Origin of the sequence: Corynebacterium sp. HMSC061H03 (assembly GCF_001838215.1) — a bacterium.
Taxonomy (GTDB): Bacteria; Actinomycetota; Actinomycetes; order Mycobacteriales; family Mycobacteriaceae; genus Corynebacterium; species Corynebacterium jeikeium_D.
The window spans coordinates 43,905-56,637 of record NZ_KV836084.1; the positions used below are offsets into that span (position 1 = coordinate 43,905).

General features: G+C 57.8%; 13 protein-coding genes. 6 read left to right on the top strand and 7 right to left on the bottom strand.

Annotated features, from left to right (window positions below; all coding sequences use genetic code 11):
- Positions 1-89: 89 nt before the first annotated feature.
- Positions 90-1,241 (top strand): MalY/PatB family protein, encoded by a 1,152-nt coding sequence (locus HMPREF2787_RS08965; protein ID WP_070859045.1) that lies wholly within the window; start codon positions 90-92, stop codon positions 1,239-1,241.
- A gap of 8 nt (positions 1,242-1,249) precedes the next feature.
- Here the strand turns inward: HMPREF2787_RS08965 and HMPREF2787_RS08970 are convergent, their stop codons facing one another.
- The 4 genes from HMPREF2787_RS08970 to HMPREF2787_RS08990 all read right to left on the bottom strand — a co-directional run bounded on the left by HMPREF2787_RS08970 (position 1,250) and on the right by HMPREF2787_RS08990 (position 4,881).
- Positions 1,250-2,608: an acid phosphatase gene (locus HMPREF2787_RS08970; protein WP_070859046.1), complete on the bottom strand. Its 1,359-nt coding sequence runs from the start codon at positions 2,606-2,608 to the stop codon at positions 1,250-1,252.
- Positions 2,609-2,888: 280 nt separating this feature from the next.
- On the bottom strand, positions 2,889-3,755 hold the full coding sequence (locus HMPREF2787_RS08980; RefSeq protein WP_016423138.1) for a 3-hydroxybutyryl-CoA dehydrogenase: 867 nt from the start codon (positions 3,753-3,755) through the stop codon (positions 2,889-2,891).
- A 185-nt stretch (positions 3,756-3,940) separates the two neighbouring features.
- A complete protein-coding gene (locus HMPREF2787_RS08985) occupies positions 3,941-4,558 on the bottom strand; it encodes a hypothetical protein (protein WP_048732750.1) in 618 nt (205 codons plus the stop codon).
- A complete protein-coding gene (locus tag HMPREF2787_RS08990) occupies positions 4,558-4,881 on the bottom strand; it encodes a putative quinol monooxygenase (protein WP_070859061.1) in 324 nt (107 codons plus the stop codon). The genes HMPREF2787_RS08985 and HMPREF2787_RS08990 overlap by 1 nt, the downstream gene beginning before the upstream one ends.
- Before the next feature lie 106 nt (positions 4,882-4,987).
- On the opposite strand from HMPREF2787_RS08990, the gene HMPREF2787_RS08995 reads away from it, so the two are divergent.
- Positions 4,988-5,542, top strand: coding sequence for a gamma carbonic anhydrase family protein (locus HMPREF2787_RS08995; RefSeq protein ID WP_070859048.1), 555 nt, complete (start codon positions 4,988-4,990; stop codon positions 5,540-5,542).
- A 62-nt stretch (positions 5,543-5,604) separates the two neighbouring features.
- Here the strand turns inward: HMPREF2787_RS08995 and HMPREF2787_RS09000 are convergent, their stop codons facing one another.
- Entirely contained in the window at positions 5,605-6,312 is a 708-nt protein-coding gene (locus tag HMPREF2787_RS09000; RefSeq protein WP_070859049.1) for an isochorismatase family protein, read from the bottom strand.
- 171 nt (positions 6,313-6,483) lie between these two features.
- Here HMPREF2787_RS09000 and HMPREF2787_RS09005 point away from each other — a divergent pair, with 171 nt between their 5' ends.
- Positions 6,484-7,437, top strand: coding sequence for a DUF808 domain-containing protein (locus tag HMPREF2787_RS09005; RefSeq protein ID WP_069359251.1), 954 nt, complete (start codon positions 6,484-6,486; stop codon positions 7,435-7,437).
- On the opposite strand, the gene HMPREF2787_RS09010 is transcribed toward HMPREF2787_RS09005, so the two are convergent.
- Positions 7,434-7,970, bottom strand: a complete 537-nt coding sequence (locus tag HMPREF2787_RS09010) for a YchJ family protein (protein ID WP_172620241.1) — start codon at positions 7,968-7,970, stop codon at positions 7,434-7,436. The genes HMPREF2787_RS09005 and HMPREF2787_RS09010 overlap by 4 nt on opposite strands.
- Before the next feature lie 80 nt (positions 7,971-8,050).
- Positions 8,051-9,484 carry a GuaB1 family IMP dehydrogenase-related protein gene (locus HMPREF2787_RS09015; RefSeq protein WP_070859050.1) on the bottom strand — a complete coding sequence of 478 codons (1,434 nt, stop codon included), beginning with the start codon at positions 9,482-9,484 and terminating at the stop codon, positions 8,051-8,053.
- A 152-nt stretch (positions 9,485-9,636) separates the two neighbouring features.
- On the opposite strand from HMPREF2787_RS09015, the gene HMPREF2787_RS09020 reads away from it, so the two are divergent.
- The 3 genes from HMPREF2787_RS09020 (at position 9,637) to HMPREF2787_RS09030 (ending at position 12,678) form a co-directional block, all read left to right on the top strand.
- Positions 9,637-10,887 (top strand): glutaminase, encoded by a 1,251-nt coding sequence (locus tag HMPREF2787_RS09020; RefSeq protein ID WP_070602919.1) that lies wholly within the window; start codon positions 9,637-9,639, stop codon positions 10,885-10,887.
- Positions 10,888-10,985: 98 nt separating this feature from the next.
- A complete protein-coding gene (locus tag HMPREF2787_RS09025) occupies positions 10,986-11,858 on the top strand; it encodes a patatin-like phospholipase family protein (RefSeq protein ID WP_070859051.1) in 873 nt (290 codons plus the stop codon).
- Positions 11,859-12,153: 295 nt separating this feature from the next.
- Entirely contained in the window at positions 12,154-12,678 is a 525-nt protein-coding gene (locus HMPREF2787_RS09030; RefSeq protein ID WP_049189374.1) for a CBS domain-containing protein, read from the top strand.
- Positions 12,679-12,733: the final 55 nt, after the last annotated feature.

Sequence of the window (12,733 nt, forward strand, 5' to 3'; positions counted from 1 at the left end):
CATTGCCGCGGCTGCTTCTGATGCGGCCGTAGCTACTGGTTAAAGCAGGGGTCTTCGGACTTCCCACTTTTTCTGTATACACGGGAATTATGAGTGTAAATAACGCTGTCACTTTCCCCTCCCTCGATGAGCTCCGCTCCCGCAGGACGGTCAAATGGACCGCATATTCACCGGACGTGCTGCCACTGTGGGTCGCAGAATCTGATGCCACAACCTGCCCTGCGGTCAGTGCCGCGATTGACGAGGCGTGTCAGCGCGAACAGTTCGGATACCTCTCGCAGGACATCACCGCGCTTACGACCGCAACCGCGGACTTCTCTGCAGCACGCTACGGTTGGCGTCCGAACCCAGACAATATCTTTGCAGTCGCCGACGTAGTCCGCGGTGTCACACTCGCGGTTGAACGCTTCACCCGCCCCGATTCCGCAATTGTCGTCCCCACTCCCGCCTACATGCCGTTTTTCCAGGTAGGTCCCGCGCTAGGACGCGAGACAGTGTGCATTCCCACGCTTGCCGACGGCCCGGATCTCGGCGCCCTCGAACGCGCCTTCGCCGACGGTGCCGGTTGCCTGATCTTGTGTAACCCGAATAATCCTCTCGGCTTTACCTACTCCCCCGAAAAACTGCGTGAGATTACCGATTTAGCCGCTCGCTTTGGTGCGCGCGTTATCTCAGACGAGATTCACGGCCCAGTTGTTCTAGATGGCACTCACACTCCAACCGCGTCGGTGTCGGATACTGCGGCGGCCGTGACTATCACGGTGACTGCTACCTCGAAGGGCTGGAATACCGCCGGCCTCAAGTGTGCGCAAATCATCTTTAACGACGAAGATGCCAAAACCTGGCTGGAGCTGCCCTTCATTGTTCGCGAAGGCGCTTCTATTCTTGGTGTCGCCGCAGCCACCGCCGCCTACCGCGATGGCGTGCCCTGGCTGGACAATTTTGTCGATGTCCTGCGCACCAACCGTGAGACTCTGCGAACACGTTTGTCCACTATTGCGCCACAGGCTCGCTTTACCCCACCGCAAGCATCATTTTTGGCGTGGTTGGACTTGGGTGACGTGTCTGGTGTTGACAGTGAGGACCCAGCTGCGTGGCTGGTTGAAAACGCCAAAATAGCACTCAACCCCGGCTTCGCATTCGGCGAAGGCGGGGTTGGGCATGTGCGGCTTAACTTTGCGACCTCCCCGGAAATCCTCGGGGAGGCCCTGGACCGTCTTGACGCGGCCCTGCGCTTGTAGTTGACGTTTTAGTTGGTGACAGTGACGCTGCCATCGGCGTTGACAACAACGTTGGCGGCCAGAGCGCGAGCCAGGTTCATGCGAACGTGCTGGCCCTCACCGTCAGTGCGGTCGAGCGGGTAGCCGGATGGGATTGCAGTCTGAGCGAGGATGGAGCTGCGCTGTTCCTCAGTCAGCTGCGGGAAGCGGGTCTCCAGCAAACCTGCGTAACGCTTCGGTACAACAACTGGCTCGTTAGCCGGGCCAACCTGCTTGAAGTCGTAGGTCATGCGTTCGGTGTACTGCTGAACGGCAGCTGCGGTGCTCATGTACGGAGTGTCCTTGGCAACGCAGTTGGCGATGGTGTCGCCACAGCGGTACTCGAGCTCCGTACGCAGCTCATCCATGGCTTCTTCGATGAGTGGGCGGAACTCTGGGTCTGCCCAACGGTCAGCTGCGGCTTGGTTGCCCATCATGCGGCCGCCCATGACGTCCAGCGGGTAGTGGACGCCCATGACAAGGCGAGAATGACCGGCCTCGGACGCACGAGCCTGAATCTGTGGTGCAACCTCCGGCAGCATCATGGCCAGCATGGTTGAAGTCCATGCAGCCTTGTTGGTGTGGCCCGACGGGTAGGACGGCGTGGTTGAGTACGGGTCGTCCTGACCTTCGCGGTAGTAGCGCTCGATGCGCTCCGGTGCCACCACAAACGGGCGATCGTAGCCGTAGACGTACTTCTCGAAGAAGGTCGAGCTGACCAGACCGCCGCCGCGAGCAAGGTTGCCGGACAGCAGGGCCTTTACCTTCGGCAGGCGATCCTCGTCGTAGGCATCACGGAAGTGCTGGCCCAGGTTTGCACCGAAAGCAGTGGAAATATTGGCCAGTGGGTCCAGGTAGTCGTCATCAAGAGCGAGTTCCTGTGCCTGCGGGTCATTCTTGGCAGCGTTGTTAATGCGGACGACCGTTTCGAGGTTCTGGTCCATGACCTCTGGGTGGTTCTTCTCCAGCTCCACGAAAGGATGCACAACGTAGAAGTAGAACCAGTTATCGGTGGCGGCATCCGACGGGTACGCGCGTGCAATCTGGTCCGGGCGATACGAGGTTGGCTTCGGCGCATTCGGGTCGGTGTTTTCATCGGAAGATGATGGCAGCGAGATGGAATCCGGGACCTCGAAGCCACCGCCGGGGAGCTTGATTCCCTCTGGAGCGGCCACATTAGCTGGAAGATCAGAAACAGAGTCCAGGCGGTTGCCGTGCTCGGCCAACGGGTTGACCGGAGCTGCCACGGCCGTTGCCGGTGTAAGCCCCATTACAACTGCCATTGCTGCGGTAGCAGCGCCGACGCGAGTACGTGTTGCAGTGCGCTTGTGCGGCTTCAAAGAAGACACTGAAGCATTCCTTTCCAGATTGCTGCGTGGGAGGCACCAGTTGTGAAGTGCTCTATAAGCCAAGGTCTGACAAAATCTTCACTTATGTTAAGCGCACTGTGAGGTTTCGGCGCGTTGAAAAGAAACAAGTTTTCAAAATGCTAGCGCCGATCGTGGGAGCTTTCCCCATCAGACTCCGGGTTTTCACTGATAAATGCATAAAAGAAACCGGTTGGCGGGAGAAACGCCCGTCAACCGGTAAGAACTCAATACTCGCCCCAAACGGGGCTAAAAGCGTGGACTACTTGGAGTAGTCGTAGAAGCCACGGCCGGACTTGCGGCCGAAGTGACCCGCCTCAACCATGCGCTTGAGCAGTGGAGGTGCCGCGTAAGTCGGCTCCTTGTACTCATCGAACATGGCATCGGCAATGAACTTGATGGTGTCCAGACCAACCATGTCGGCCAGAGTCAGCGGACCCATCGGGTGCGCACAGCCATTGACCATTCCGGCATCGATGTCTTCTGCAGTAGCAATGCCGTCCTGCAGCATGCGAATAGCGCCGAGGATGTACGGAACCAGCAGGGCGTTAACAATGAAGCCCGAGCGATCCTTAGCGCGAATGACGGTCTTGCCCAGCGCCTCGGAAGCGTACTCGTACGCACGCTCCGACTGAACATCACCGGTCGTCAGAGTAACGACATGCTCTACCAGAGGCAGAACCGGAACCGGGTTGAAGAAGTGCAGACCCATGACGCGCTCCGGGCGCTTGGTAGCTGCAGCAATGGACTGAATCGGCAGCGAGGAGGTGTTGGAAGCCAGGATGGCATCTTCCGACTCAACAATTTCATCGAGCTGCGAGAATACGCTGGCCTTTACTTCTGGGTTCTCCACGATGGCCTCGATGACCAGCTCACGGTCAGCGAAGTCTTCCAGCTTGGTGGTGAAGCTAATACGCCCCAGAATCTCATCACGTGCAGACTGCTCTAGCTTGCCACGGGAAACGGCCTTATCCAGCGACTTTTCAATACGGGCGCGACCGGACTCAAGGAACTCCTCCTTGGCCTCCCAGACCTTGACATCGCTACCGGCCTTCGCACAGACCTCAATAATTCCGGAGCCCATCTGACCGGCGCCGACGATACCTACTCGCGAGATACTATTTGCCATTGGCGTGTTTTCCTACCTTCTACTCTGGGTTATTAGCCAGCATTGTGCTTCATCCGAGTGCGCATTCGCTTGACGACGATCACAGCGCACTGGCTTTATTTACACGCTACTCACTTCCCCGGTTCCCCGGGCACGCTTTGCAGGACTTTTTACTTGAATTTCCCCCCACGAGCTTTGGGCAGCGGCTAGTACTGCATACGTTTTTCCAGCGCCTGCTGAATATCTTCCAGCTGCTGCTGAGAAGAGCGTGCCAACTCTTGCAGGTCGTTTCCGCCATGCTTTTCCAGCTCTTCCCACTGTCCGAGCATCTTATCCAGGCTGCCTTCCATCAACGTCAGATAAGCCATATCTGCGTGTGGCCCCTCCTCGTTCTCGAGGCGAGTCATGGTGGCGGTGTCGAGCTTGGTCTCCGACGGATCAACATCGACGCCGAGAGTCTTGACTAGCTGCGCTTCCTCTTCAGCAAAGATTGGCTCCGCCTGCTGCGCAATCTTTCGAGTCTCTTCCGAGACCGATTCCTTTGCAATTAGTGTCTGCGATGCTTTCTTCAGCGCCGCAGTATCTGCCGCCAGCTGAGCCAAGTTATCCCGAATGGCGGCAGTGGAGGCAACAGCACTCTGCTCCTGGCTTGACTGATTTTGGCTACCCTCCAGGGCTGCCTCATCGCTATCCCCACAAGCACTGAGACCAACGACGAGAGCAGAGGCCAGCACAGCGGAGCCAATACGCAGGCCACGCCCAATCAGAGAATAGGTGTCACTGCTGGAAGCGGCTGCGCTATCGCGAATGGTGTCTGAGGACATTAGTCGACCTGCAGCTCGCCCATGCGATCCCAGTCCTGCTTATCTGGCAGTACCTGCGAGACAATCTTCGGGGTCTCAGCGAGCAGCGGCTTCATCGCCTCCAGGCCCTTGGCGAAGTGCTCGGAATGGACGTGGGCTTCACCAGCGTCATCATCGAATGCCTCGACGAGGATGTACTGGTTGGGGTCTTCTACGCTGCGGGACCATTCAAACCACTTGTTGCCAGCCTCTGCGCGGGTGGCAGCGGTGAACTCAGCGACGTGGTCCATCCATTCGTCGGCAAATTCCGACTTAACTTGGTAATTCACAACGATAAAAATCATGTCGCCCACTGTAGGCGCGTCCAAGCAGAATTGCACCCTTCGACGAATAGAGTTTCGCTGAGAATTTTTCTTACGCTGACCTCAGGTGACAGTTATATTGGTTTGTATGATGAACACTCCGCTCATTCTCACCTACCAAGATAAGACCCCACGCATTCATTCCAGCGCCTGGATTGCGCCCGGCGCGGTCATTATCGGTGATGTCGAAATCGGTGCGGATAGCTCCGTGTTCTACGGTTCTGTTCTCCGAGGAGACGTCGCACCGATCCGCATCGGCCAGCGCACCAATATTCAGGACAACTCCACAGTCCATGTCGACCGAGGTGTGCCCACAATTCTCGGCGATGATGTCACCGTCGGACACATGGCCTTGGTCCACGGCACCACGGTTGAAAATGGTTGCCTCATCGGCATGAAGTCCACCCTGCTTTCGCGTTCCCGTATCGGCGCTGGCAGCCTCATTGCTGCAGGTGCCGTGGTGTTGGAAGATCAGATTATCGACCCCAGGTCGCTGGCTGCAGGCGTTCCCGCCAAGGTGCGTCGTGAACTCTCCGCCGAGGAAGCAGAGGGCTTCATCGCCCATGCAGGGCGTTATGTGGAAACAGCGTCCACCCACCGCCACCTCCGCGAGGTCGACCTGGATATGGTGACTTTTAACTAGGCGGCTGCCGAGGCGCCTAGCTAAGCGGCTAGGCGGATTGTTTGACGGTCAACGTCGCAGCACTACACCACTGTCGCGCCCGCCGCGGCCAATTCCGCTAGTGCAGCCTTGCCGCGCTCCGGGTCCACCGCCGCGACCTGATTGCTCAGAACACGAACGGAAAAGCCCTCCTTGAGGCCATCGAGCACTGTGGCGCGGACGCAGTGGTCAGTCGCAACTCCCACCACATCGATTTCTTCGATGTCAGAGGCGCGGAGAGCGTCGGCAAGCGAAACGCCAGCCTCCGTTGTTCCCTCGAAACCGGAGTAGGCGGCGGCGTACTCCCCTTTTGTGACATCGATACGCACAGCAGCGGGGTTGAGCTGCCCAAAAAACGCGATGGCGCGCTGCATGCCGGGGTGAATCTCTGCGCCCGGGGTACCTGCAACACAGTGTTTCGGCCAGGTATCGACGAAATCCGGGGTTTCAGAGAAATGCGTGCCTGGGTCGATGTGATTGTCACGGGTGGTCGCAAGAACCGAGTACTTGTTAGCTGTGCCCGCAACATGCAGATATGTAGCGGTGTACGCTGCCTCAGCACCGTCGACGGCAAGTGCGCCACCCGCGGAAAAATCATTCTGAGCGTCGACTACTACCAGTGCCATGCGGGGACGCGCCGGGCGCTGTTGTTCCTCGGAGTGGGCATCGTTGCTGGTGTCTGCCGCGGTGCCAGCGTTGTCCGAGTTGTCCGCATTGACCTGTCGGTAGATTTCGGAGAAGGAAGCGTTCATGGCCTATATCTTGCCACGTGCTCACATTCAGAGGAGCACGTGAACTATCGACCGGACATCGACGCCCTACCGACAACACAGAGTCAATCCGGGAAAGCGGTTAAAATTGCTCCGGTAATTCTTTGATACGACGACGGCTCCTGGTCGCGTCCTCCAATACGGGAGGTTTTTATGGCAGGCGGACTTGTCGCGCTGCTTGACGACGTTGCCACGATTGCACGTGCTGCAGCGGCAACAACAGACGATATTGCGGCTGCGGCCGGCAAAGCTAGCGCTAAAGCCGCCGGTGTTGTGGTTGACGACGCTGCGGTGACACCTAAATTCGTCGAGGGTGTCTCGCCGAAACGCGAGCTGCCGATTATTTGGCGTATCGCCAAGGGCTCCTTGGTCAATAAAATTGTCATTATTCTGCCGATTGCATTGCTGCTAAGTCAGTTTCTGCCCTGGGCGCTGACGCCGATTTTGATGCTCGGTGGCTCCTACCTGTGCTTTGAGGGCATGGAAAAGGTCTGGGAGAAGATTAAGCACCGAATCTCTCCCGATCAGACTGAGCAGGAGCGGATAGAGGCGGCGACCAACCGCACACCACAGAATGAAGATTCGCTGGTGAAGTCTGCAATTTTCACAGACTTGATTCTCTCTGCGGAAATCATGGTGATTTCTCTCAATGAGGTCGCTGATCAGCCGCTGCTCAATCGCGCGCTGATTCTTATTGTGGTCGCACTCATCATCACGCTTGCGGTCTACGGCGTGGTGGGCCTCTTGGTCAAGATTGATGACATTGGCCTGCACCTGCAGTCCAAGAAGTCAGCCGGTATCAGCAAGTTTGGTACGGCACTGGTCAAAGCCATGCCAATCGTTCTGAACACGATCGGCATTATCGGCACGTTTGCCATGTTGTGGGTCGGTGGCCACATCATGGTGGTCGGCCTCGACGAGCTGGGCTGGCATCTCCCCTACCAGCTGGTCCACAACCTTGAGCAGCTGTTTACCGGCGGCTTCCTCGGCTGGTTGGCCAATACCACCGGCTCACTGATTTTCGGCACCATCTGGGGTGCAATCATTGTGGCGATTGTCGCCGTGCTGCCATTCGGCCACGGCAAGCACAACAAGTCTGATGCTTAGGAGTACGTGACCTCGCCGTCGACGTAGACCCAACGTCGCGCACGCCGAACAAAACGGGAACGCTCGTGCATCGTACCGACACCGTCATGGTCATGAAAAGCCGCTTCAAATTCCACGATGCCTTCGCGGTCATCCTCGCCGCCATCGACAGCGTTGATGATGGTGAGTCCTTCCCATTCCACACCGTCATCGACATTGATAACTTCCGGGCGGTAGCGCGGATGCCACGTCCGCCAGATGTAATCCGCCTCGTGGGCAGCGTAAGCGCTGTACCTCGCTGCCATCAGCTCAGCTGCGGTCACCGCCTCCCGCTCACCGCGGTGCAGCGGGCCACAGCACTGCCCGTAGAGTCCCCCACCACACGGGCACAAATCGGAATCAGTAACGCGGGCGCGAGCGAAAAATGCGTTCCCGCTTCCTGCTCTAGCACCGTTTCCTGCTACCAATCCAGACTCCGTTACAGCACTATTTTCTCTTACCTGCCGACCCATAATCGCCAGCCCCTCCCCAATCTCGCACGTGGTACTAAACACGTCCTAACAACGTCTTTACATACCTACCAATTGGCCCGCAGCACCGCTAGTCGGCTTAGCCCCGAGAGGCTTGACGACGGCTACCGCGTCGCCCTCGGCATTCCTTCCGCAAAGCCCGCAGCGGATTGAATTCCCACCACTGCCCGCTCAGCGAACTGCTCGATGGTGGCCGAACCCGCGTATGTGAACGAAGAACGTACACCCGAGATAATGCGATCGATCTGGTCCTCCACACCTTCGCGGCCGGGCTCCAGGTAGATTTTCGCAGTCGAGATACCCTCTTCGAACATTTCACGCCGGGCCTTCTCAAAGGCCTCTACCTGTGCATTTCGGCTCTCCACTGCACGGTGTGAAGCCATGCCAAACGACTCCTTGAACATGCGCCCGTCGACGTCCTTTTGGACATCACCTGGGGACTCGAAAGTACCGGCAAACCACGAGCCAATCATCACGTTGGACGCACCCGCAGCCAACGCAAGCGCAACATCGCGAGGATCCTTCACCCCACCGTCAGCCCAGACATGCACGCCGCATCCACGGGCGGCTGCAGCGCATTCGAGCACGGCGGAGAACTGTGGACGCCCAACTCCGGTCTGCATTCGGGTTGTGCACATCGCACCCGGACCGACGCCGACCTTAATAATGTCGGCTCCCGCCTCCGCTAGGTCGCGAACACCATCGGCGGTCACGACATTGCCAGCGGCAATTGGCACAGGTGGGTTGAGCGCGCGGACTCGTCGTAAAGCATGGAGCATCGATTCCTGATGACCGTGGGCGGTATCGACAACGAGCACGTCGGCACCTGCGTCGAGCAGTGTCTTCGCGCGCCCTTCAACATCACCGTTGATGCCGAGCGCCGCACCGACGCGCAGCTTACCCTCCGCGTCGACAGCCGGCTTGTAAAGCGTCGCACGCAGCGCGCCCTTACGCGTGAGAATACCCACCAGCGCGCCATCGGCGTCCACCACCGGAGCGAGTTTGCGCCCGGAAGCAGTGAGCTGGTCGAAAGCGTCACGGGGCTCAATATCGGCCGGAAGCGTAAATAGCGAAGTGGACATGAGCGTCCCCACCTGCGCAAAGTTGTCAACGCCCGCCAGGTCACGGCCGGTAATCAGACCAACCGGTTTGTTGTCTTCCACCACCACTGCCGCACCGTGCGCGCGCTTCGGCAGAAGATGGCGCGCATACCCCGCGGTGTGGTGAGGCTTGACGACGATTGGAGTGTCGAAAACCAGCCCAGCGGACTTGACCTTGCGGATGGTCTCAGCAGCAATGTCAGCTGGGACGTCCTGCGGCAGGATGGCAATTCCGCCTCGGCGAGCGGTGGTTTCGGCCATCCGGCGACCGGAGATGGCCGTCATATTGGAGACGACAATCGGAATGGTTGTGCCGGTGCCATCATTGGTGGCCAAATCGACACCCATGCGAGAGCCGACGGATGACTTTGACGGCACCATGAAGACATCGCTGTAGGTCAACTCGTAGGGCGCGGACTGATTGTTGAGGAATTTCACACACCCAAGGATATGCCGATTCTTCCCGCACGCACGGTGAGAGTGCGCAGAGGTGAGCATCAGTGGCTGACCTCGCCTGGTGTAGGTTCGAACGGGACTCCATTGACTCAACCGGGATTTTTCAGCCCAGGAAAGATGCTTAGCAAAATCTGATGAAAACGCCGATCAAAGATTATCTGTCCGAAATCGTCGAATCCGTCCGCCCCGATGAGTCTGGCGAGGTAGCGGACTATATTCCCACCCTTGCCCAAGCTAATCCCGACCGCCTGGCCCTTGCTATGACCACCGTGTCAGGGCGCACCTATACCGCTGGCGACACCGATGCTGAATTCACCATTCAATCGATGTCCAAGCCCTTCGCTTATGCCGCAGCCATCACCGAGCACGGCACAGACAAAATCGACAGCATTGTGGGCACCGAACCTTCCGGTGAGGCATTCAACGAGCTGTCGCTGGAGCAGGGCACGCACCGACCAAAGAATCCGATGATTAATGTCGGCGCACTGGCCATCAACCAGTTCATATGCCAGCCAGGTGCCAACTGGAAGACTCGCACCAAGCACATGGTGGAGCTTCTCTCGACTTTGGCTGGCCGTAAGCTCCGCGTTGACTACGATGCCTATGAAAGCGAAATGGACACTGCCCATCGAAACATGTCCATCGCACATATGCTGGCAGCTTACGGTTTCATCGAAACCACGCCCCACGATGCTGTCCGCGGCTACACCGCACAGTGCTCCGTGCTGGTCAACACTCGCGATGTCGCCATGATGACCGCAGTGTTGGCCAACGGTGGCGTTAACCCGGTCACCAATCAGACTGTGCTCGGCCGCTCGGTTGTTCGCAGAGTCTTGTCCGTGATGGCTATTGCCGGCATGTATGACGAGGCCGGTGAATGGTTTACCGAGGTCGGGATTCCCGCCAAGAGCGGTGTCGCCGGCGGCTTGCTGGGAGCGCTGCCTGGACAGGCGGGTCTCGCAGCCTTTTCGCCGCGATTGAACGACCACGGCAACAGCGTCCGCAGCATTGCCATCTTCCGGAAGCTCTCCGAAGATTTGGGTCTTCATCTCATGGATGCCGATGCGATTGGTTCGCGTGCGCTGCGCGGTACACGCGTCAGCAATGGCCGCTCGATCATCGAGATTCAGGGCCCAGTCAACTTCACTGCGGCCGAGATCATTCTCAACAGGTTGGCGACTTCCACACCGTCGGAAAGCGAAGTTGTCTTCGACGTCAGCCGCGTTGGCGTTGTCAACCCGGTGGGACGCACGTTGATTCTGGAAGCGATGCGACGTCTGAGCCACGAGGGCAAGGAGATCTTGTTCTACGACCCGGAGGGCGTACTGCCTAACCCAGATATGGGCGAGGGGCTGCTGCCGGTCATCCTCCAGGATGCGCCGTAAACTACGCTAACCGAAATCCAATATGGTGACGTTCGGGTAGTCTTGAACGATCGTAACGCCCGAAAAGCAGCAGCGCGAGAACAACCGGAGGGATGTAAATGCAGGTCAGCGATGTAGCATTAGTCTTCGAGGGTGGAGGGACTCGCAATAGTTACACGGCACCTTTCGTCGAACGGTTACTTCGCGAGGGCATCGATGTCGGCTGGGTCGGTGGCGTAAGCGCCGGCGCCTCTCACGTGGTCAATTACCTTTCCCGGGATATCCAGCGCTCTATAAATAGCTTCACTGACTTCATCGCGCAGCCGGACAGCAGTGGCTGGCGCCCAATGTTGCGCGGACGCGGCTACTTCGATGCCGAGTACATCTACGAAGACGCGGGACTTCCCGACGGCGCCATGCCCCTGGATTACGAGACTTTTAAGAACAATCCAACTCCCTACCGGATTTCTGCTGTCCGAGCGGATACGGGCGAGACCATCAACTGGAGGCCAGACGATATCCCAGATCTACCTACGCTGATGAAGTACACTCGCGCCAGTTCGACGATTCCGGGTGTCATGCGTATGCCCTATATTGATGGCGTTCCGTTCGTCGACGGTGCACTGGGATCATCAGGTGGCATTCCCATTAATGCCGCCGAAGCAGATGGTTTCAAGAAGTTCCTCATCGTTCTGACTCGCCCGAAGGGATTCCGCCGCACCGCCCCTAAGCGCCCACAGCTACTGCGCCAGATTTTCCGCAGTAACCCGGTGGTGGCTGAGCTGCTTATCACTAGACACGAGCGCTACAACGCTTCTCTCGATTGGGCTGCTGAGCTTGAACGAAAAGGCCAAGCATATGTTTTCTACGCCAATAACATGAGCATCACAAAGGCGGAGCGGAGGCGGTCGAAGCTGCTGCACAACTACGAGCTCGGCCGGGCGCAAGCCGATGCCGAGTGGCCAGCAATTCGAGAGTTCATGGGCTTATAACTTCCGCCACCTTTAGGAAGCTTTTCGTTCATTCCTCTTTACTGTGTACGTAACCTTGTGTTAACCTTTGCGTAGCGAACAACCTCGTTAGGTAAGGCTCCTATATCCACATAGGCCGCTACCCTGCACTTCATCGAGAGTTTCGAAAGCCTCTCGAAGCAAGGTTCCATCTCAAGTGGCCACCTTTAGTTACGGCATTACATTGCCAACACTCTTAGGCGGGGAGCCATAATTTTTCAATCAACAGAAATTCCCTCCTAGCAAAGGAGCTGGGATACCTGGAAAAGGATCCACAATGACACAGACACAGAACACCATCGCCAACTTCTTCAAGCCGAAATCTTCAATCAGCCCGTACAGCCTCCTGCCTGACACCGTAAGCATGCACATGACGGATTCTTACATTGCGCTGCCGGAGGACATCACTGTCGGTGAGGCACTGAGCACCTACGCAGCCGAATTTGCTGGTCTCGATGACGATACCTGTGTCTTCCTCGTCGACGATGAAGGCTACCTGACCAGCGATATTACGCTGAAGGAACTCCGTGAGTACGCCGACCGCGATGCCTACATGAACACCGTCGGCGCCCCGGTGAAGGTCTTTGTCAAGCCCGAGGATCCAGCTGCAATCAGGGCTCGCCAGCTTATTGACGGGCCCCTCAGCGAGCTGCCCGTCGTCCGCAGCGGCAAGCTGGTAGGTGTCCTCACCGACCGCATCTCTGAGCGCATTCTTGGCAGGACAAAGGCAGCTAAGAAGTCAAAGAAGTCCAAGGGATTCTTCTCGCCGATTACCGCGTTTTTCGGCGCCGCCAATAACTAGGGCGACTAACTTGGGTAGACGACCCGAGTAACTCAATAGGCCAGCTAGCGTTTGC